This is a genomic window from Mucilaginibacter sp. OK283, assembly GCF_900110415.1.
Lineage (GTDB): Bacteria > Bacteroidota > Bacteroidia > Sphingobacteriales > Sphingobacteriaceae > Mucilaginibacter.
The window spans coordinates 83,237-105,583 of record NZ_FODR01000002.1; the positions used below are offsets into that span (position 1 = coordinate 83,237).

The 22,347-nt window shown below is 43.9% G+C and carries 11 protein-coding genes; 10 read left to right on the forward strand and 1 reads right to left on the reverse strand.

Annotation, left to right across the window (positions count from 1 at the left end):
- Positions 1–211 precede the first annotated feature (211 nt).
- The 4 genes from BMX56_RS05210 (at position 212) to BMX56_RS05225 (ending at position 11,038) form a co-directional block, all read left to right on the forward strand.
- Positions 212–2,410 (forward strand): alpha-N-acetylglucosaminidase, encoded by a 2,199-nt coding sequence (locus BMX56_RS05210; RefSeq protein ID WP_090641945.1) that lies wholly within the window; start codon positions 212–214, stop codon positions 2,408–2,410.
- A 729-nt stretch (positions 2,411–3,139) separates the two neighbouring features.
- The gene (locus tag BMX56_RS05215; RefSeq protein WP_090641949.1) at positions 3,140–6,085 is read left to right on the forward strand and encodes a beta-galactosidase; all 2,946 of its coding nucleotides are present in this window, start codon (positions 3,140–3,142) and stop codon (positions 6,083–6,085) included.
- 190 nt (positions 6,086–6,275) lie between these two features.
- The gene (locus tag BMX56_RS05220; protein ID WP_090641952.1) at positions 6,276–7,403 is read left to right on the forward strand and encodes an acyltransferase family protein; all 1,128 of its coding nucleotides are present in this window, start codon (positions 6,276–6,278) and stop codon (positions 7,401–7,403) included.
- A 278-nt stretch (positions 7,404–7,681) separates the two neighbouring features.
- Complete coding sequence (locus BMX56_RS05225) at positions 7,682–11,038, forward strand: GH92 family glycosyl hydrolase (protein ID WP_177183722.1); 3,357 nt, start codon at positions 7,682–7,684, stop codon at positions 11,036–11,038.
- Here the strand turns inward: BMX56_RS05225 and BMX56_RS05230 are convergent.
- Positions 11,035–12,039 carry a LacI family DNA-binding transcriptional regulator gene (locus BMX56_RS05230; RefSeq protein ID WP_090643884.1) on the reverse strand — a complete coding sequence of 335 codons (1,005 nt, stop codon included), beginning with the start codon at positions 12,037–12,039 and terminating at the stop codon, positions 11,035–11,037. The two genes, BMX56_RS05225 and BMX56_RS05230, sit on opposite strands and share 4 nt — an antisense overlap.
- A gap of 201 nt (positions 12,040–12,240) precedes the next feature.
- Between BMX56_RS05230 and BMX56_RS05235 the strand changes: the two genes are divergently transcribed.
- The 6 genes from BMX56_RS05235 to BMX56_RS05265 all read left to right on the forward strand — a co-directional run bounded on the left by BMX56_RS05235 (position 12,241) and on the right by BMX56_RS05265 (position 22,256).
- Positions 12,241–13,770 (forward strand): glycoside hydrolase family 28 protein, encoded by a 1,530-nt coding sequence (locus BMX56_RS05235; RefSeq protein WP_255369776.1) that lies wholly within the window; start codon positions 12,241–12,243, stop codon positions 13,768–13,770.
- 274 nt (positions 13,771–14,044) lie between these two features.
- On the forward strand, positions 14,045–14,914 hold the full coding sequence (locus BMX56_RS05240; RefSeq protein WP_090643896.1) for an inositol oxygenase family protein: 870 nt from the start codon (positions 14,045–14,047) through the stop codon (positions 14,912–14,914).
- Between the two features lie 269 nt (positions 14,915–15,183).
- On the forward strand, positions 15,184–15,780 hold the full coding sequence (locus tag BMX56_RS05245) for an RNA polymerase sigma factor (protein WP_090641959.1): 597 nt from the start codon (positions 15,184–15,186) through the stop codon (positions 15,778–15,780).
- A 336-nt stretch (positions 15,781–16,116) separates the two neighbouring features.
- Positions 16,117–17,118, forward strand: a complete 1,002-nt coding sequence (locus tag BMX56_RS05255; protein ID WP_090641964.1) for a FecR family protein — start codon at positions 16,117–16,119, stop codon at positions 17,116–17,118.
- Positions 17,119–17,373: 255 nt separating this feature from the next.
- On the forward strand, positions 17,374–20,643 hold the full coding sequence (locus BMX56_RS05260) for a SusC/RagA family TonB-linked outer membrane protein (RefSeq protein ID WP_177183723.1): 3,270 nt from the start codon (positions 17,374–17,376) through the stop codon (positions 20,641–20,643).
- A 20-nt stretch (positions 20,644–20,663) separates the two neighbouring features.
- A complete protein-coding gene (locus tag BMX56_RS05265; protein WP_090641971.1) occupies positions 20,664–22,256 on the forward strand; it encodes a RagB/SusD family nutrient uptake outer membrane protein in 1,593 nt (530 codons plus the stop codon).
- The last annotated feature ends 91 nt before the right edge of the window (positions 22,257–22,347 follow it).

The following is a 22,347-nucleotide window of genomic DNA, read 5'->3' on the forward strand; positions in this document are numbered from 1 at the left end:
GAGCGGCGCAGGAATGGGCAATGGGGCGAAAGAGAAATCTTATACGCCCTGCATAGATTGATTTGTCGGATTGCAAGGCGTACAAGATTTCTCCTCGTACCTCGTTCGAAATGACAATAGTTTTATGAAATTAGAATTTAGAAGACGTGTACAGTAATCGTTTTAAGAAAGCTTGAAAGGGCTTATTTATTTTAGAAAGCAAGGCATATCAATGAGAAAGTGGTTGTTTATTTTTATAGGAGTCGCATGCGGCTTAAATGCCAATGCGCAGGTTGATCAGCAGGCATCCATCAGCTTTATAAACCGGGTAATTCCAGGCAGGGCAAGCGCTTTTGTAATTGAAGCTATCCCGCAGGATAACAATAAAGATGCGTTTGAGCTGGATAGCCGCGACGGTAAAATAGTATTGCGTGGTAACAACGGGCTATCTGTAGCTGCAGCTTTAAATTATTACCTTAAAACCTACTGCTTTTGCGATATAGGCTGGAATGGTACTAATTTAAACCTGCCTGCAAACCTGCCCGGGGTAACCGCCAAAATTCATAAAACCACGCCTTATCAATACCGCTATTACCTTAACTACTGCACATTTAATTATACCATGGCCTGGTGGGACTGGGCCCGCTGGCAAAAAGAAATTGACTGGATGGCGCTCAACGGTATCAACATGCCGCTGGCTATTACCGGCGAAGAAGCTATTTGGCAGGATGTATACAAAAGCATGGGCTTTACCGATAAAGAACTGGACGCATTTTTTTGCGGGCCGGCCTATTTTTCCTGGTTTTGGATGGGCAACATTGATGCCTGGGGCGGCCCGCTGCCACAGCATTGGATGGATAGCCACAGGGCACTGCAAAAAAAGATCCTGGAGCGCGAACGTTCATTCGGCATGAAACCGGTATTGTCGTCATTTACCGGCCATGTACCGCCGTCGTTTAAAGACAGGTTCCCGAAAGCCAAAGTAAAAAGAACAAACTGGGATGCAGGCTTTCCTGATGTATTCATTCTTGATCCTGATGATGAACTTTTTGAAACCATCGGCAAAAAATATATCGAAGCTCAAAACAAGGAGTTTGGTACCGACCATTTATACTCGGCCGATACTTTTAACGAGAATGTACCACCCACAAATGATTCAACCTACCTGGATGGCATGAGCAAAAAAGTATTCCGCTCCATGACCGCTGCCGACCCAAAAGCGGTTTGGGTAATGCAGGGCTGGATGTTTCATTACAACAATAAATTCTGGCAGCCGCAACAAATAAAAGCCCTGCTGAACGCGGTACCTAACGACCAAATGATTGTACTTGATTTGTACAGCGATTCGCACCCGGTATGGAACCGTACCGAAGCCTACTATGGCAAGCCCTGGATTTGGAGTATGCTGCAAAACTTTGGCGGCAACATCAGCCTGTTTGGCCGCATGCGCCACGTGGCTGCTGATCCGGCCGTCGCCCTGCATGATCCCGAATCAAAAAACCTGGTTGGTATAGGCATAACGCCCGAAGGTATTGAACAAAACCCGGCCCTGTTTGCCCTGATGCTGGAGAATGTTTGGCGCGATACACCGATTGATGCCGATGCCTGGGTAAATAATTATGCCCACAGGCGCTACGGGCAAACCAATGCCAACGCCTCCGAAGCCTGGCATATATTACTGAACACTGTTTACAGCAGTGGCCTGAGCGAGGGTGGCCCCGAATCGATCATTGTGGCCAGGCCAACCATGCAGAAAACTATCGACAGGGTTTTAACCAAATTGAGCTATGATCCCCTAAAACTGGCCAAAGCCTGGGAGCTATTGGTAAACGCTGCCGATAGCCTGAAACAAAGCGACGGCTATCAATACGATATAATTGACGTAACCCGGCAGGTGCTGGCCAACTATGCGTCGCCATTGCAGCAAAAAATGGCATCGGCCTATAAAAGCGGCGATAAGGAAGCCTTTAAACAATACAGCACAGCCTTTTTACAGCTGATGGATGACATGGACGATTTGCTAAGCACCCGCAAAGATTTTTTATTGGGCAAATGGATTAACGAGGCCAGGGCCAACGGCATTACCGACAAAGAAAAGAACCTGTATGAACTAAACTCCCGCGACCTGGTAACCCTTTGGGGCGATAAAGAAAGCGGATTGAGCGAATACTCCAACAGGCAATGGGCGGGCTTAATAAAAGGCTATTACAAACAACGCTGGGAACTATACTTTAGCCAGCTAAACAAAGCCATGGCCACAGGCGCCGCCTTTGATGCCAAAGCATTTGACGCCCAGGTGAAAAACTGGGAATGGCAATGGGTAAACAAACACGATAACGCCTATACCGATGTTGCTAAAGGCGACGGGGTACAAAAGGCGAAGGCGCTGTTTGCAAAGTATAATAGTTTGGTGTTGCAGGCGACGTATTGATAAAGTAGGTTATTTTCCATCTGTCATAATGAGTGGTAAAATCCATTGATTAGGAAGGAAAAGTGACGACTATCGCATGGCGGCCAAGACTCACCCGGCGAGGCTGCGCCCGCCACCCTCTCTTCACCTGCGGTGGAAAGAGGGGCTTGAGTGTTGAAAATCAACATGTTATAAAGGGAAAAAAATAATAAATTTTCAAGCCCCTCTTTCCGGCGAAGCCGAAGAGAGGGTGGCGGGCGGAGCCTCGCCGGGTGAGTCTTAGCCAGCGTTTAAAGCCGACCGTATCGGTGAAGATGCCTATAGAGACACAGGCATCGGGAAAAGAATGACGTATGTTGCAGGCGGCGACGACTCACCCCGAACATCGCTACGCTCGTTCTGCCCCTCTCTCCGACTGCGTCGTATAGAGGGGCTAAAAAAGAAAAAGGTAAGAAAATAAAAATGAGCTTCACCCTCTTTGCGGCTTTAGCCGGAGAGGGTCGGCCAGCGCAGCGTAGCCGGGGTGAGTCGTCGCCTGCGTTCAAAGCCGGGCGTATCAATAATAATGACTGTTGGGTCACTGTCATCGGAAAAAATATCTCCGTGTCATTTCGAACGAGGAACGAGGAGAAATCTTATAAGCCCTGTAAACCGAATATGCATATAGAATGCGGCTCGTATAAGATTTCTCCTTCGTCGAAATGACATGGTTGTTTTATAATTTATAACAACAATCAGGTTTTCGTAACTATGATGAAACATCACATCCTTTTAGCTATCTTACTATCAGTAACCATTACCACTGCTCGCGGTCAGGATAGTAACGACCACATTTTCCCGCCATCTGCAGCAGCTAGACCCTATATCAATTTTGACAGCAAGGGCTTTTTGATAAATGGCAGTCGCACGTTTATTGTATCGGCAGGGTTGGAGTATGCCCGCATTCCGCATCAGCTTTGGCACGATAGGTTGCTGCGTATTAAACGTGCGGGATTTAATTGTATCGAGATATACACCATCTGGAACTTTCATGAAGCCCAGGAAGGCAAATTTGATTTTACCGGCGACCGCGATCTGAACCTGTTTTTAAAGCAAGTTAACGACTTAGGTATGTACGCCATTGTACGCGTTGGCCCGTATTATTGTGCCGAGTGGGATAACGGCGGCTACCCCATCTGGCTTAAATTTAAGAAAGGCCTGAGTGTTCGGGAAGATAATCCCTTGTTTGAAAAATATGTCGACAGGTTTTTTGATCACCTTTTACCTATCGTGATGAATAACCAGGTAAACAAAGGGGGGCCGGTAATACTGGTGCAGTTGGAGAATGAGCATCCCAAAGGATGGGGTACCGTGATGCCCGATGGCTATTTTAAACATTTGCAAACCAAGGCGCTGAGTATGGGCCTGCAGGTGCCTTACTTTTTCAGCGGCCTGCACCATGCCAGCGATCCGGCAGGAGATGGCAAACTGGACGACGCTGCACGACCAAACCCATGGTTTTCTACCGAGTTTTGGAGTGTATGGTATTCGCAATACGGCGCCAAACCGGGCGACGACCAGCTTTACGACAGGCGCACCTGGAAAATCATCGCCAACGGCGGCAATGGTTATAATTATTACATGGCACACGGCGGATCGAACTTTGGATATACCAATAACGACGAAGACGCGGCATCGTACGATTACGGCGCTGCTATTGGCCAGGCAGGCGATTTAAGACCGATTTACTATGCCTTTAAACGGGCGGCCTGGTTTAGCCGGAGTTTTGAAGAGGTGCTGGAGAATAGTGTTGACAATAATGCCGCTTACAGCAATATAGTTTCGGAGCCTGCCTTAAAAGTAAGCGTGCGCAGAAGCCCCGCAGGTGCGATTATATTTTTGGATAACACGGGGCAGCAATCCATAACTACATCATTGGATATTGCTGATAAAAACCTGACTGATAAAAAGGTAAGCGTTTTGCCCGGCGAGATTTATCCCTTAATCCATAACTATAAACTGACAGATGGGGCTACCCTCAACTGGGCTTTAACCAGGGTATTTGCCATTGTAAGGCAGGATAATACCACTACGGTTATTACGGATGCCGAAGCCGGATCGCCCTTGTGTTTATATTTTAAAGCCAATGGAAAGGCATCAACAGAGAACCCCAACGTAAAAATTGACGGCGAAAATGTAAGCATTAACCTAACTATGCCCTCCATTACCCAGCCATTAGCGTATAGCTTTAAAGCAGGTACACAAACCATCCGTGTACTGGCCATGAACAGGCAGCTAACAGATAAAACCTATATCGATAAACCGCGCAATACCCCCTACATTATATGTGGTGCGGATTATGTAGGAAAAATTGAGATTAATGATCAGCCTTTTACCGCTGATATAGAGCAGCCCTTACTAAAAAGTAAAAAAGACCCGGTTTGGATTTACACGGCTCAAAAAACGGTGCTTTTAAAACAGATTCCATCAACAACGGTCAATCAGCCCAAAACAGTAGCACTCAGCAATTGGGAATTTAAAAATGCATCGGGTGCGTCTGCCGTAAATTATAACGCGGATAAATGGCTATCCTCAAAGAACCCTGTACCGATGGGTGCCGACGGCGATGTAACGGCCGATGCCTGGTACCGCACCACGCTTACAACCACGGTTGCAGGTAAATACACCTTGCAGGTAAAAGGCGGCGGCAGGGGGCAGGCTTTTGTTGACGGTAAGCCTGCTGCTAAATGGAAACTGAATGATGGGGAGCTAACACTCGATCTGAAAAAAGGGAAACATACCCTCGCCATTTTTGCGGCGCATGATGGTAGGGACAAACTGGCAGCTTATCTTGGGCCGATTGATGAGGTGGACAGTAAAGGTGTGTTTGGTGTGGCGCTCATCAAAAAAGGAGGTCCGTTTATCAGCGAGTTAAGCAACTGGTATTTTGCCAGGGCCAATAAAATAAGCGATGTTAAACAAGGGCCACCAGCGTTTGATACCACCATATTTAAACCGTATAAAATAAACACCGATGTTTTTAATTTAAAGGAAGGATATGGTTGGTTTACCACAATTATACCACAACAGCCCGCAGGCACATCAAAAATCACCCTGCAGTTTAAAAGTGTGGACGAAAATGCTACGGTATTTATCAATGGCGAACAGGTATTTAAACACGATGGCTGGAACCAGCCTTTTGAAGTGAATATTACCGATGCAACTACCTTAAAAGCATCTATACGGCTTGCAGTATTTATAGAAAACTACTCTAATGAAGGCGGTATTGATCAGCCTGTAAAAATTAATGCCATTGGCGACGCGCCTGCCGTAACCGGCTGGAAAATGAAAGGCGGTCCCGTTGATGCGCTGGCCGTAAAAGGCTGGCAAAACTTTACCGGCAAGGTTAAAACCAATGCCCCTGCGTTTTACCGGTCAACCTTTACCGTACCACGGGCAAAAGGAAAAACCTTTATCTGGCGGTTTGAGCCAAAGGGGCTGGGGCATGGCTCGGTATGGGTTAACGGGCATAACATTGGGCGGTACCCGGAGAAGATATCCATTACCAGTTTATACATTCCCGAATGCTGGCTGAAAACAGGCCCGAATCAATTGGTGATTTATGATGAAGATGGAAAACAACCCGGTGATACTTTGATAGTGGCCGAACCGGAAGCAGGCCGCACTTTAACGGAAACTAATACAGATATTAAATAATCAATGAGTATTCGTTATTTGGTTTTAAATTCTCCTCTTGAGAGGGGGCGGGCAGGAATGGTGTAATGGCAGGGGTGTGTTTGAACGCGCGATAACACACCCCTGCCCCTCTCGAGAGGGGAACCCACTGCACCGGGCCGTTTGAACCAAATAGCAAAATAGCATATAGTCAATAAATAATCAATACAACATGGCAATAAGTACTGAAAGGTTTACCGCATTAGATATTTTTAGGGGGATGACCATCTGTTTCATGATCATCGTAAATGCCCCCGGCTCGGGCGCGGATGTATGGACACCGCTTGACCACGCCCCATGGATAGGTTTCACACCAACCGACCTCGTTTTTCCCTCGTTCCTGTTCGCAGTAGGCAACGCCTTAAGTTTCTCTAAAAAGAAATTTGAGTCGGACACCGCCTTTATCAGCAAAATTTTTAAACGTACGGTTATCATCTTTTTATTGGGGTACCTTATGTACTGGTTCCCGTTCTTCCATCGCGTTGCCGACGGCTGGGCTTTTAACCCGCTAAGCCATACCCGCATCATGGGCGTGTTGCAGCGCATAGCCTTATGTTACTTTTTTGGCGCTTTGATTGTTCACTATTGCTCTCAAAAAACAGCGGTTATCATATCGGGTTTACTGCTTATTGGCTACTGGTTGTTTTTAATGCTATTTGGCGAGGCAGGAAAAGAATATACCATGCTGGGCAATGCCGGCACCAAACTGGACATTGTGTTATTAGGCAACGATCACTTATACCACGACAAAGGCGGCCCCATAGCTTTTGACCCCGAGGGCTTGTTGAGCACATTAACCGGGATAGTAAATGTGATAGGCGGTTTTTTAGCGGGCGCGTTCATCCAGCGTAAAGGTAAAACTTACGAAACCGTGGCCAAGCTCATGATTTTTGGCGGGTTGCTTATCGTATCTGCCTTGTTCCTTGGCCAGTTTTTCCCTATAGCCAAAAAATTGTGGACAAGCACATTCTCGCTGCTCACCATCGGTATCGACCTTGCCATATTAGGCCTGCTGATATTTGTTATCGAAATAGAAAAAGTAAAACGCGGCACCAACTTTTTCCTTATCCTGGGGCGTAATTCATTAGCCATCTACCTGCTATCTGAATTGCTGCTTACCGTTTTTCAAACCATATGGGTAGCCCCCAAACTGAGTTTTTACGATTGGATAAACCAGGTATTTTACCAGCGGTTATTCCCCGGCGCCTTGGGCACGTTGGTATTTGCCATTTGCTACATGATGCTGTGCTGGCTGGTAGCTTATGTATTGGATAAGAGGAAGATATATATTAAAATATGATAATGTTAAAAGCATTAGGATCTTATTGGAGAATGGTATTATACGGAGATAAAATGTCTATTCTACCGTCATTGCTAGGGACGAAGCAATCCAGAACTTTACAGGGCGGGTTTGCAAATCTGCTTAGTATATTGGGGTGTATCCGTTACGTTTCGGAGAATTTTCCGTTTGAACGCTCGCTTAGACTCACCCGGCGAGGCTGCGCCCGCCACCCTCTCTTCGGCTTCGCCGGAAAGAGGGGCTTGAAAATTTATTATTTATTTTTTTTATCTAATATATTGGTATTAAGCGTTCAAACCCCTCTTTCCACCGCAGGTGAAGAGAGGGTGGCGGGCGCAGCCTCGCCGGGTGAGTCTTCGCCGCCATACGATAGTCGCCACACGACTTTTGCCCTTTTTTTGTTAACGTTCATTTTAACCATCTTCCTTACCAACACCGCCTCAGCCCAACACACCAACCACCTGCCCTATGTAAACCCTTTCATCGGCACAGCCCAAAGTAATGTACTTACCAAATGGGGGAGTGAAGGTGGCACCTATCCCGGTGCTGTAGCGCCATCGGGTTTTATACAGTTAAGTCCTGAAACCAGGTTTGGAAAGGGGTACAATTATGGTGATAGCGCTATTTGTTATTTCAGCTGCTTCGGTCATATGAGCGGCTTTCCAGAGGGCTCAGCCGGCAGGTTTTATGTGATGCCGGTTAATACAGATTTATTTGAACCCGGTAAATACAGCCGGAAATTTTCGCATACCAATGAAACTGCAAGCCCTGGTTACTATAAAGTGAGCTTTGATGACGACCACAGCACCACCGAGGCAACAGCTACAACCCGTACGGGAATGTTCCGCTTTACGTTTGCTGCCGGTTCATCACCTCAGTTATTTATCGGCGAAGCCGGCGAGATCAGAGTCATATCTTCCAAAATATTGCATGCGGCAAACGGTAATATGGTCATCAACTTTACCGAAGCGTTTACCTCAAAAAAGCAGGTTAAAGGCGGTTGGGTATTCAGTTTTGCAGCTGCGGTAAACGGCACTAAAACTATTGGGCTTAAACTAAGCGCTTCGGCCGTTGGTTACGCAAGTGCCCAAAAAAATATCGATACGGAAATTGGTACATCGTCTTTTGATCAGCTGCGTAAACTTACTGCTGATGAGTGGCAGAAAAAACTGGCCGTTGTTGAAGTAACCGACAGCAACTATGCAAATAAAACCGTTTTTTATACCGCCCTGTATCATTCGCTTTTAATCCCCTGGGTTATCGACGATGTGGATGGCCGTTACCGGGGGTACGATGATAAAATCTATCAAAAAACAGGTACTCACCAATATGGTGCTTTCTCTCCCTGGGATACTTTCCGTTCGTTGCACCCACTGCTTACCCTGTTGTACCGGGATAAGCAGCAGGATGTGATTTTATCTATGCTGGATATTTATAAACAAACCGGCCACTTGCCAACCGAATCGATGACGGGTAACCATGCTATACCCATTATTGTGGATAGCTACCTGAAAGGGATTACCGGTTTTGATAAACAGTTGGCTTATACCGCCATGAAAAAAAGTGTACTGGAGCCGCCGTTTATCCAGCCCGACATGGAGATCTTTAATCAAAAAGGTTATATCCCCTTTACCCGGTCCGAGTCGGTTACCCGCACGGTTGAGTATGCTTATGACGATTGGGCTTTATCGCAATTTGCTAAAAACGTTGTCCATAATGATAAAGATTACCAGTTGTTGCAAAGGCGTGGCTACAGCTACCGCAACCTTTTAAATAACGACCAACTATTACTATTGCCCCGCAACGATGATGAATTTAAATTACAGCCGGGCATGTCGGGTTATAAAGAGGGGGATAAGTGGGTGTATTCCTACTTCGTGCCCCAAAACATTAACGATCTTATTAACCTCACGGGCGGCACCGACCAATTTGCCACCCGGCTCGATTCGGCGCTTAGCAACAATGTGATCCTGTTTGATAACGAGACCGTGTTCCATTTACCCTACCTGTTTAACCAGGCAGGCAAACCGGCTTTAACCCAAAAATGGTTAAAGCAAATTATGCTGCATCGTTTTAGCAACAACCCCGGTGGTTTGCCCGGTAATGACGACCTGGGCTCAACCTCCAGCTGGTATGTTTTTAGCGCCATGGGTATTTACCCCGTTTGCCCCGGCAGGCCTTATTATGCTATCGGCATGCCCTTGTTTAAATCGGTTACTCTGCATCTGCCAAACGGAAAACGGTTTAGCATAAATAATAAAGCGGCATCAGCTAAGGATGGTTACATAAAGGCCTTAACCGTTAACGGGAAACCCTGGCAACAGCTAACCCTGCCGCATTCAGTATTAACGGCAGGCGGTTCAATGGGTTTTGATTTAACGCATAAGGTGGGCAATTGGCCAAAGGATAACAACCCTGTTGAATTATCCGAAACAAAACAAAGCCCTGGTTTTAAAATATTAAGTTGGTCCGTTTCAAAAAACAGCGTCGCGCCCGATGAACCTTTTACCGTTCATTTTTCAATCAGCAACGCGGGAGCTACCGGGGTTAAAATTGTTACGCTATTGGTAAACGGCAAATCGTATGCTCGCAAAAACTGTATGGTAGTTTCGGGTGGTACTCAAAAAGATTCGCTGGTATGCCGGCTTTATCCCATCGGGAAAACGGAGCTTAAATTGGAGGGGCTGCCTCCGGTTGTGGTTGACGTAAAACTGTCGCCAAATCCGCCGGTGCATCCCTTTAAAATTACAGGCCTTGCAGCTACCTCAATGCTTAAAATAAATGAGCCGCAGCACCTCGCTTATGTCATCCAAAATATTGGCGGCGTTAAGCAAACTTTTAACGTCCCGGTAACAAAAAACGACACCTTAATTTTTACCGATACCGTTGTTTTGGAACCCGGCGAAAAAAAGGTGATCGGGCATGTACTGGCGGGTGCTTCAAAAGGGTTCCAAAGGATATTGGCAGGTGATCAAAAGGTGGTTTACAAGGTGTACCGGGACAACACAGAATCACTTTTGCTTGATCTTTCTCCAATAGATTATTCGGCCAATAATTTGGTAAAAGACAACTCCGGGTTCCAAAATAACGGGCAAATAATTATCACCCAAAATACAAAAAACAGCGGCAGGCTTGAGTTTAATGAGCACACTTTTGTTGAGGTTCCCAGCACTCCCTCCCTTGATAATATGGGCGAAACCATCACCGTGATGGGCTGGGTATACCCTACCGGGAACGAAAAAGGATTGGTGGATATGATAACCAAAGGCGATAGCCACGTTTTGCAGGTAACTGATCACCAAACGCTTACTTTTTTTGCAGGCGGCTGGGGTCGTGGCGATTGTACCGTTAACCTGCCCGCCAACTGGAATAATCATTGGCACCACATTGCCGGGGTGTGTACAGGTAAAACACTCTACCTGTACATCGATGGTGTATTGGCGGGGACCACCGTGATGGAAACCACCGCAAACCTATCGGTAACCAACAAATGGACTTTAGGCAGGAATGAGGAATTTCCGTCTGAAAGGATTTTTCATGGATATATGGATAAGGTAAAGGTGTTTAAAGCGGCTTTAACAGCTGGTGAAGTGTCGGAGATAGTAAAGAAAGAAAAACCTGATCAGAATCGTTAAAACCCCGTCGATTCCCTTTTTATTATGGTTGATTTAAGTACCAGCGTTTCGTTCGGTTCAAAATACTTTTTGTTCAATATTTTAAAAAGGATGTTTGCGGCTTCTTTGCCCATCTCAAAAGCTGGCTGTGTAATTGTGCTGAGTGAGGGGTTTAAAAGCGGCGCGGTTTTGAGGTTCGAAAAGCTTATTATTTTAATGTCCCGCGGGATATTCAGGTTAAGATCCTTACAGGCGTAATAACATGGCAGGGCCAGATTTTCAATAGAGGTAATAATGCCGTCGGGTTTTTCGTTAGCGAGCAGTTTTTTTATCAGCTGATAGTTTTCATCTTCATTGTTGGTGTCATGTACAATTAATGCATCGTTTTTGGCAATATGGTTGTCGTTTAACGCTGCGCAATATCCTGCAAACCGTTTTTTTCCTGTAGATAGGTTATTTAAGGCCATAAGGTAGGCAATTTTCCTGCACCCGCGTTCAATTAAATGGCAGGTAGCGCTATAAGTGCTTTCGTAATCATCTGTAGTTACCTTTACGGCGTCTATATCTTCATTTACCCTGTCAAAAAAAACAACCGGCAGCTGGTTAATAATATCCTTAAAATTTTGATCGTTATTGGTTTCACTTGCTACCGAAATCAGGATGCCGTCAACGCGTCCACTCAGCAAACGGCGCATAAAGGCCATTTCCAAATCGCTGTTTTCGTGCGTTTGGTATATTAAAACATGGTAATCATGCTGGCGTGCTATTTCTTCGATGCCATTAATGGCCTGCGAAAAAAAATTATTGGTTACTTCAGGAATAATTACGGCAATGGTTTTTGTTTTGTGGCTCCTTAAATTACTGGCGGCCGGGTTGGGCTCATAGTTTAATTGTTTAGCCAGTTCCAAAACCTTCTTTTTGGTTTCGGGGCTTATTTCATGACTGTCCCGCAGCGCCCTTGATACTGTGGCGGTTGATAAATTTAGCGCTAAAGCGAGTTCTTTTAAATTAATGTTACCCATTGCGGATACCTTTTTATAACGGTATAATTTTACTAATATAAAGGAGTTTATGCAAACGTTTACGTAAATAAATGGATGCCGTTGCCCCAAACTAAAGTAAAAGTTTAACAACTTAGGTGCCTGATGTAAAAATAAACCCCTGTCGTGTGGCATACACAGGGATAATAAACCTGCTTAATTTTTCTTTATCGATAGTTTATCATGAAAATATTTTCTTTTTTGGCTTTGCTTGCAATGCCTTTTGCCGGTTATGCGCAGCAAAAAGTTTTTAAAATAACTGATTATGGCGCTAAAGCCGATGGTATTACCAATAACACCGCAAGCATTCAAAAGGCTATTGACAATGCAAACGCACAAGGCGGCGGTATAGTGCATGTTCCGGCAGGGAAGTTTTTAACGGGGGTTATCAACTTAAAGTCAAACGTTACACTAAACCTGGCAGCCAACGCAGTATTGCTGGGGAGCGCAAAACGGATTGATTATGGCGAAGGGCATGCTTCGCCATTAATATTTGCCAAAGATCAGCAGCACATTGGTATCACCGGTAAAGGAACAATTGACGGCAACGGCGACGAATTGCTGAAAGACCTTTTCGCGATGCTGAAGGCCGGGAAATTGCGCGATTCGTTGTGGCAAAGAACTAATCCCTGGGGGCAGGTCCAACCCGAAGAACCCAACCGCCCCAAGCTAATCGGCTTTTATAACTGCGCTGGTATACAGGTAAAAGGTATAACTATTCAAAATGGCCTGGTGTGGATACAGGATTATCGGGAGTGCCACGATATGGTTATCGACGGCATTAAAGTAATAAGCAACACCTACTGGAATAATGACGGCATAGACCTGGTAGATTGTAAAAACGTAAAGCTCACCAACAGTTTTTTTAATGCCGACGATGATGGCATCTGCCTGAAATCGAGCAACCGGAACAGCTGCTGCGAAAATATATACATAGCCAACTGTACCACACGTTCAAGCGCCAGCGGTATTAAATTTGGCACTGCTTCATGGGGTGGTTTTAAAAAAATAACCATAAAGGATATTAAAATTTATGACACCTACCGCTCGGCAATTGCCCTGGAATGTGTTGATGGGGGAGTGATGGAAGATATTGACATTAGTAACATTAATGCCGTTAATACAGGTAACGCCATTTTTATTCGCCTTGGCCATCGCAATAAAGATACGGTAGTAAGCAGGATTAATGGTATCCGCATAAGCAATGTAACGGTTGATGTGCCCAAAGGAAAACCCGATAAAGGATACCCAATGGAAGGGCCCGAAGTTAAAGGCAGGCACAACCCCTTCCCATCATCAATTGCCGGTTTACCGGGGCATCCTGTTCAAAACGTAACCCTACAAAATATCAAAATAGTATATCATGGCGATGCCAGTAAAACTGTTGCCCGTGTAAGTTTAGATTCACTGACCAGGATACCCGAAAATCCGCGTGATTACCCTGAGTTTTCAATGTTTGGCGAATTGCCCGCCTGGGGTTTTTATGCCCGCCATGCGGCAGGGGTAAGCTTTAAAAATGTAACACTTAGCTGCGCCGGGCGCGATTTTAGGGCTGCCTGCGTGTTTGAAGATATTGATGGGCTTACCCTTAACTCGCTCAAAATACCGCAGGTTAAATCATTACCCGTAATAGCGCTTTTTGGCGTTACTAAATCGGTAATGCAAAATATTTTGATGCCCGGAAGCGCTAAAAATAAGGTACTTACAAAATAGATAACGGCGTGAGTACGTAATCGTTTACGTAAATAAATACCCCCAATTATGTAAAACCGATGTTTTTTTTAGTGAATTTTAAAACATTATAAAGCTAAACTGTGCCTTTAAGCGCAGCTCATTTTAAAATTTATTTATCGGATAGCCAGTTTATGAATAGCCTGCCGTAGTTTTTACTTCAAGGTTTCTGGGTGTAGCAATAAGTATATTTTAGAGTTTAACAGAAGAAGGCTTTACCAATGTTTAATAATTAATTGTTTGAATGGTTTACGATATGGAAAAGTTAACTGAAAAAGAAATTTCGCCGCTGCCAAGTTTGGATGTTTGGGAAGATGATGTATTAAGCAGATACCCTGAGCCTGGTACCGCTAAAGCCAAAGAGGAGTTTAGGGTTTATAACGATGCCGAAGACAACCCGGTAAGGGAGTTTTACAGGCTTAACCATACCTACCAAACCTATGGTAACGTTTTAGCAAAAAAGGCTAATTTTTTACAGTTTGATAAAATGGAAATGCCATGGTGGTCGGCAATGGAATATTTGAATACGCTGGTTGATGAATCCGACCCGGATATTTCGCTCGATCAGTTACAACACTTACTGCAAACATCTGAGGCTATTCGTGCCGATGGTCATCCCGATTGGTTTGTACTAACCGGCTTTATTCACGATTTGGGCAAGGTGCTTTGCCTTTTTGGCGAACCGCAATGGAACGTAGTAGGCGACTCGTTCCCCGTGGGGTGCAAGTTTTCGGATAAGATAGTTTACCCTGAATTTTTTGCGGCCAACCCTGATAGCACTGATGAGCGCTATAATACCAAATATGGTGTTTATACCCACCAATGCGGATTAGATAATGTGCACATGTCATGGGGGCACGATGAATATCTGTACCATATTACCAAAGATTATTTGCCCGAAGAAGCGTTGTATATGATCCGTTATCATTCCTTTTACTCGCAACACCGCGAAAAGGCTTACGATCATTTGCTGAACGCGCATGACCAGGAGATGTTTAAATGGGTTGATAAATTTAACCCGTATGACCTGTACTCAAAAAGCCCAAAACCACCGGTAGTATCGGAGTTAAAGCCTTATTACGAGGATTTGATTGCCAAATATTTGCCGGCTACAGTTAAATTGTAATTAATGTACCCCTATAACAACGAGTTTTTTTGATTTATTTGATTTTAGCCTGTTTGCTTAACCTGTAAAAAGCAATGCCTTTTTACAGGTTAAGCTTAAAACAGGCCATCTTAAAAAAAGCAGCAATCGTGCTTTTGAAGTTATTGCTGAAAAATTAAATAGATTATCAAAAAAGCCGGTGCAGGGCACATTTGTTGGTAAATAAATATTTGTACTTTTCACAATAATTTTTGCTTGTTGATTAATGATTAAATAGTTACCCGTTTGTTATGAATATGGATGCAGATAAAGATTTAGTGCTTCGCCTACACGATGATGACATCGGCGCATTTGATCTGCTTTATCAAAAGTATCACCAGGCCATTTATCGTAATATTTACAAACTCACTAAGGATGATGATATCTCCTGCGATATTTTACAGGATATTTTCATTGCACTATGGGAAAAACGCGCCGAAATTAATGCCGATCAATCTGTAAGTGGCTGGCTTTTTGTGCTGAGTTTTAACAAATCGATATCATATTTACGTAAAAAGCTGCGGGAAGCTACGGTTGTTAATACGATGCCTTTTGCCGAAATTGAGCAGGAAGATAGCAACCTTCACCTAATTGACGATCAGTATTATTTATTGCACCAGGCCATTAACCAGTTATCGCCCCAGCGTAAAAAAGTTTTTACACTTTGCAAGTTAGAAGGGAAAACTTACGAGGAGGCTGCCGAAAAACTGAACATATCTAAACATACCGTTAAAGAATATCTCGGGCATGCGGTCGCTGCCGTTAAAAACCATATCCATGAACACCAGGCCGAGTGGAAAACCGCCGGCGTATTGCTGGCGTGTTATTGGATTGGTATCGACCAATAGTTCCGTGCCTTTGTAAAATCAACAGGAGTAGTTTCGGTTTATTAGTCCAAAGCAATAAATTATCTTCAATTGCTTTCCCCGGGCAAACGCATCTAATTGGGTTAACATAACTTAACACATTTCAGATAAAATATTTATAAGTATTTAATAATCAGTATTTTGTATTTTATCATGGTTAACACTAAACCGATGGCACAATTTAAGCGCATCCAAATATTTGTGCCAGTTATTGACCAATACAAGTACCCTGTTTGTAATTTTTGTTTTTTTTTAAAATTATTTACAAAACCATCCCCCCGTTTTAAACCTCCCGGCGTATTTATATAAAAATTGCTCGTGGAAACCATTGTTCAACGTTTAGAAAGGCTTTATAAAACTGATATCCTGACCCAGGACGACAAGCGCTGGCTTGCCGAATACCTGAAGGGAGATATCTCGGAGTTATATCTTATAGCCCTTGATGGTTTCAGTAAAGACGTGCTGGAACAAAAACTCACTCTTAGCGATCAGGCATCCAGCCAAATATTAAAAAACATCCACCAACGTATAACTAAACCGCCTGAACAGGCGTTTCCCATAAGGCGTTTATTAGTAAAAATGGCCATTGCGGCATCTGTTGCCACTGTTTTTTGTACCGGCTACTTATTCAGAAAACAATTGGATAATTGGATAGACCCGGTTAAGTACCAGGAGACGGTAGCCCTAAACGGCGAAATAAAACTGATTAGTTTATCTGATGGCACTACCATATGCCTTAATGCGGGCAGCCGGTTAAGCTATCCAGATAAGTTCAAACAAAATACAAGGGAAGTGACCCTTACAGGCGAAGCTTTTTTTAAAGTAGCGCATAATAGCGCTAAGCCATTTATCATCCATTCGGGCAAAATTACAACCACAGTTTTAGGTACCAGCTTTAATGTTAAAGCTTATAAAGAAGATAAAGCAATTAAAGTAACCGTGGTAAGTGGTAAGGTGGGGATATTAAACACAAAAGCAAAACAGCCTGCCGTTTTGCTTACACCCAATATGCAGCTGGTATATTCCAAAACTGACGAAACACTGGTTGCAAAAAAAATTGACGATGCCTTATCGGTAATTAGCTGGCAGGAGGGTAAACTACAATATCATAATACACCATTGTCTGATGTTCTGGCCGATGTTCAGCGCAAATATAACGTAACGATCAAGGCCGATAAAAATCTGCTCAACTGCACTTTGTATGCCGATTTTAACAATATGCCATTGCAAAAAGTATTAAAGCTGATAGAAGCACTTATAAATGCCCGCTTTAAAAAGGAAGGCAGCATCTATACCTTAAAAGGTAAGGGATGTAACTAAAACACCAATTGTATAAAACAAATAATGTTTGACACCTAAATAAAAGCTATGAGTTAAAACCCAGGGAAAGAGAAAATGATCCTCCAAAATGGCCGGGCCAGTTTTGGAGGAATAAAATGCCAAAGATTTATTAATGGAGCATGCAGGAGGCCTCAAGAACCATAGCACGTTCCAGCTTGACCTATAACACTTTAATATAGCAAAAATATGAAAAAAACCATACCCGAAAGATTCTTTCGAGCCATAACACTCGTTATGAAAATTAATGCGATTATTTTATTAGTTGTCTGCTCGCTATCGTCCATTGCTATGGCCGATAACTCATACGGACAAAGCGTACTGGAAAAGCCAGTTACCCTTAAGTTGAAAAAAATGCCGCTTTCTGATGCGCTTGAACGCATTTCGGCAAATACGGGTGTACGGATTATGTACACCGGTAAAAATATAGAAAGTGATGTTAAAGTAACGCTGACAGCGCGAAATGAGAAGCTGGAAGCCGTTTTAAAGAAGGTTTTGCTGGACAACCAGTTTACCTACACTGAAGTTGAAGGCAGCTTATTGGTTAAGCCTGCACCAAAGCCACCGGTGGAGAAAAAAGAGGAATTGCCACCGCCTACCATTATTACAGGTACCGTTGTTGATGATAAAGGACTGCCGCTTATAGGTGTTTCGGTAAAAATTGCAGGCCTTTCAACAGGAGCTGTTACAGATGTAGACGGTAAGTTTAAGGTACAGGTTGCCAACGAAAATGCGGTGTTGGTATTCTCCTACATCGGTTTTGATACGCAAAGAATAACCGTGGGGTCGCAAACCGTTTTAAAGGTTACTTTGGTGCCTTCGGCCAATTCATTATCAACCGTAGTAGTTGTAGGTTACGGTACCACAACCAAAAAGGAGCTAACCAGCGCCATTGCTACGGTTAAGGCCGAGCAATTTAACGCCGGTGTGGTATCAAGTCCTGCCGACTTGCTGGAAGGTAAAGTAGCCGGTTTAAATATTACCAATGATGGTAACCCCAATGGAAAAGCTTCTGTTACCCTCCGTGGGCCATCATCAATAAGAACAGGCGACGCTTCGGTACCATTTTATGTGATAGACGGTGTACCCGGAGCCGATTTTAACTTGCTTGCTCCATCGGATATTGCTTCGATTGATGTGCTAAAAGATGCCTCTGCTGCTGCAATTTACGGAACCAGGGCTACCAATGGTGTAATTATAGTAACTACCAAAAAAGCCAAAGCCGGGCAGATGAGGATGACTTACAATGGTTATGGCGCATTTGAAAAAGTATCTAACCAGTTTGATGTAGCCAGCGCCGACCAGCTGAGGGCCTACGTAAAAGCTAACGGGCAAAGTTTTACCCCCGCAAATGATAATGGCGGAAATACCGACTGGCAAAAAGCGGTTGAACGCAACACTGGTTTTTCGCAAAACCATAACCTGTCTTTTGGTGGCGGTACCGATAAAACTACTTACAACGGAAGCTTAAATTATCTTGACAACCAGGGTATTGTAAAAAGCAGCGGTTTAAAACGTATTACGGGCAGGCTTAATATTACCCAAAAAGCGCTGAACGATAAATTGAAACTGGATTTTTCATTGAGCAATGCGGTTACCAATTCAAACCTGTTGGTTAATGATATTCCGTTGTCAAGTGCAAATGGTCAAAGCCCCGGATTGTTTAAGTCAATAGTTCAGTATTTGCCTACCCGTACCATTTATAATGCCGATGGTACATTTTATAACGACCCTACTTTAAAACTGGGTTACAACCCGGTTGGGCTTATCACCAATGATACCTACAAACAAAAAGTGAGCTTGTTGTTGGGTAATGTGCGCGGTGAGTTGATATTACCTGCCGGTTTGCTTTACAATTTTAACTTAGCTTACCAGGAAACAAATACCGATAACAATACCTATTACAATTCGGCATCGGAGCTTGCTCCCGGCCTTAACGGTAAAGCTATCCGGTCGACTTATACAGACACCAAAAAGCTGTTTGAAAACTATTTAACTTACTCACATAACTGGAATGAAAAGCACACCTTCAAAGCGTTGTTTGGTTATTCAATAGATCAAACCACAAAGGGTGACGGTTTCCAGTCAACTAATCAAAACTTCATTTCTGATGCAACCGGCTACAGTAACCTGGCCTTAGGTACGCCTGCCGCCGGTTACCGGGTTGATTACGGTAGTGTTAACCAGGAAACTTTACGCCTGATATCATTTTACTCCCGCCTAAATTACAGTTACCTGGGTAAATACCTTTTGCAGGCATCATTACGCCGTGACGGATCAAACGCTTTTGGTACCAACAACCGCTGGGGATATTTCCCGGCTGCATCGGCTGCATGGCGCGTGATCGACGAGGGTTTCATGAAATCGCAATCGCTGTTTGATGATCTAAAACTGAGGGTTGGATATGGTAAAACAGGTAATTCATTAGGTTTCTCGCCTTATACACCAATAACGCTTTACGGTACTACAGGTAGTTTTTATTACAACGGTGCATACATAGGTGCTATAGGTGTTATACAAAACCCCAATCCCGATTTGAAGTGGGAAAGTACAGCCACGCTTAACGGCGGTATCGATTTCTCTATATTAAAAGGAAGGCTGGGCGGTTCGGTTGATATCTACAATAAAAAAACAACCGATATGATCACTACCGTTCCGGTATCACTGATCAATAACTTCGTATCTACCAAAGTAGAAAACGTAGGTAGCATGTCTAACAAAGGTGTTGAAATTGCCCTTAACGGTACACCTATCAAATCAAAAGATTTTACCTGGAGCAGCTACGGCAACATTTCATTCAATAAAAACAAGATCACATCGCTGGCCCCAAATCTTTCTAAAATATATGTGGGCGATCCTGAAGGACCCGGACAAAGCGGTATAAAAGTATCTATTATTGAAGCCGGCTATCCGCTTGGCGAGTTTTATACGCTGAAATACCTTGGCCGTACAAACGGCGTATCCACATTTTTAGGTGCCAACGGTCAGTCAACCACAACACCTACAAGTGCCGATCAAACCTATGCAGGTAATGCGCAGCCAACCTATACATTTGGTTTGGGTAACGATTTTACATATAAAAACTTCAGCCTTAATTTCTTTTTCAGAGGTCAGGGTGGTAACAAAATCATGAACGCATCTTTAGCCAGCTTTAACCAGCCAACCCAGGCTTCGGCACATGGCGTGCCTACTTTAACATTGAGTGAGCCAGGTACCGATGTTAACGCCAACTTGTATTCAACACGTTATCTTGAAAGTGGCGCGTTTATCAGGTTAAGTAATGCAACACTTGCTTACAAATTTAATGTTGCAGGTAATTATGTACATGGCATCCGTTTGTATGTTACTGGTACCAACTTATTTATTATCACCAAATACAAAGGGGTTGATCCCGAGTTGAATTTGAACATCGATAACCAGGCAAGCGGCCAGTTTATCGGCGTTGATAGTAATAATTTCTATCCAAAAACAAGGAGCTTCCTTGCAGGTATACAAGTTGATTTATAATAACCATTAACCTAACTGACATGAATAATTTAAAAAGATATATAAAACCTGGCCTTATTGCCATGGTTGTGGGCGCTATTTACCTTTCGGGTTGTACAAAATTAGATATTACGCCTAAATCAGCACTTACCCCATCTATTTTCCCAACTACCCCGGCGCAGTATGTAGCAGCCACCGGGCCTATTTATACCTCGTTCCGCGGGGCGCCGGGCAGGCAGTACTGGTTATTACAAAATTTAAGTACCGATGAAAATGTGCTGGTAGCACGTGGAGGCAACTGGCTTGACGGAGGTACCTATTCAACCGTGAACCTGCATACGGTAACACCTGATAACGGTATGACAGAAACCTGCTGGCAGTGGGGGTACGGAACCATAAGTTTATGTAACCAGGTATTGTCGTTATTTGACGCAACACCGGCAAGCGATGCTAAAAAGCAAACTGTTGCCGAAATTAAAACCATGCGGGCATTGTCATATTTTTACCTGATGGATCTTTTTGGAAATGTGCCTATCAGCAAAAAGTTTGGGGATACCACCAACCTGGGCACTCAGCCAAGAGCCGCGGTGTTTGCATTTATCGAAAGCGAATTACTCGCGCAGATTCCGGATCTGAGCGCTACATCCGGCGTAACAACCTACGGCAGACCAACCAAAGGTTTAGCTTATGCCATACTTGCAAAAATGTACCTTAATGCCCAATATTACATTGGCACAGCAAGGTACCAGGATGCGGTTACCATGTGCGATAACGTCATAAAACTAGGCCAGTATTCTTTAGATGCCGATTATTTGGGCATGTTTAAACCAAATAACGGTCCGCAAATCAAAGATTTTATTTTTGCAGTGCCTTATGATGGCGTGCAGGCGCAAGGCCAATATTATGCCCGCTGGACAATTAACCCTAATTTGAAAAATAAATATAAAATGCCGTACACGCCCGATGGGCCGGTATATACATACAAAGAGTACTATGCTTTGTTTAACGATGATAATGACATCCGTAAAAAACAATACCTGGTTGGCAAGCAGTACAACAATGATGGCACGCCTATAAATATTACGACAACCAACATTGGGCTTGACGCCAGTTATAGCGGTCCTAACCCCAACGCTACGGTTGTACACCAACTGGAGTTTACGCCCGATATTGTTTGGAAAAACCCTGCCACTTTTGATATCGGTAACGACGAACTTGCTAACGAAGAAGGCTACAGGAACAACAAATTTTATCCGGACAGCTTAAATACAGATCGTAACCAAGGTAACGATGTGCCTATGTTTAGGTATGCCGACGTGTTGCTGGAGAAAGCCGAAGCCATTTTAAGAGGGGCAACTGCAACCAACGGCGATTCGCCTTTATCATTGGTTAACCAGGTTAGGGCACGTGCAAAGGCTTCGCCAATGGCGGCTGTTACCTTGCAGGATATTTTAGATGAGCGCGGCCGTGAGCTGGCGATGGAAATGTGGCGCCGGAACGATATGATCCGTTTTGGACAGTTCGAGAAATCATGGGGTATCAAAACCGATGCAAATCCCGCAAAACGCATTTTCCCGATACCAAGACCCGAAATGCAGTTAAATCCAAAACTGGTTCAAAACCCAGGTTATTGAGCAGTATGTTTGGTAATAAATACAGGCCGTACACCGGCCTGTATTTGTTTTTTACCGTCTTTTATTTTTAATATAATTGTTCTCTGAGACT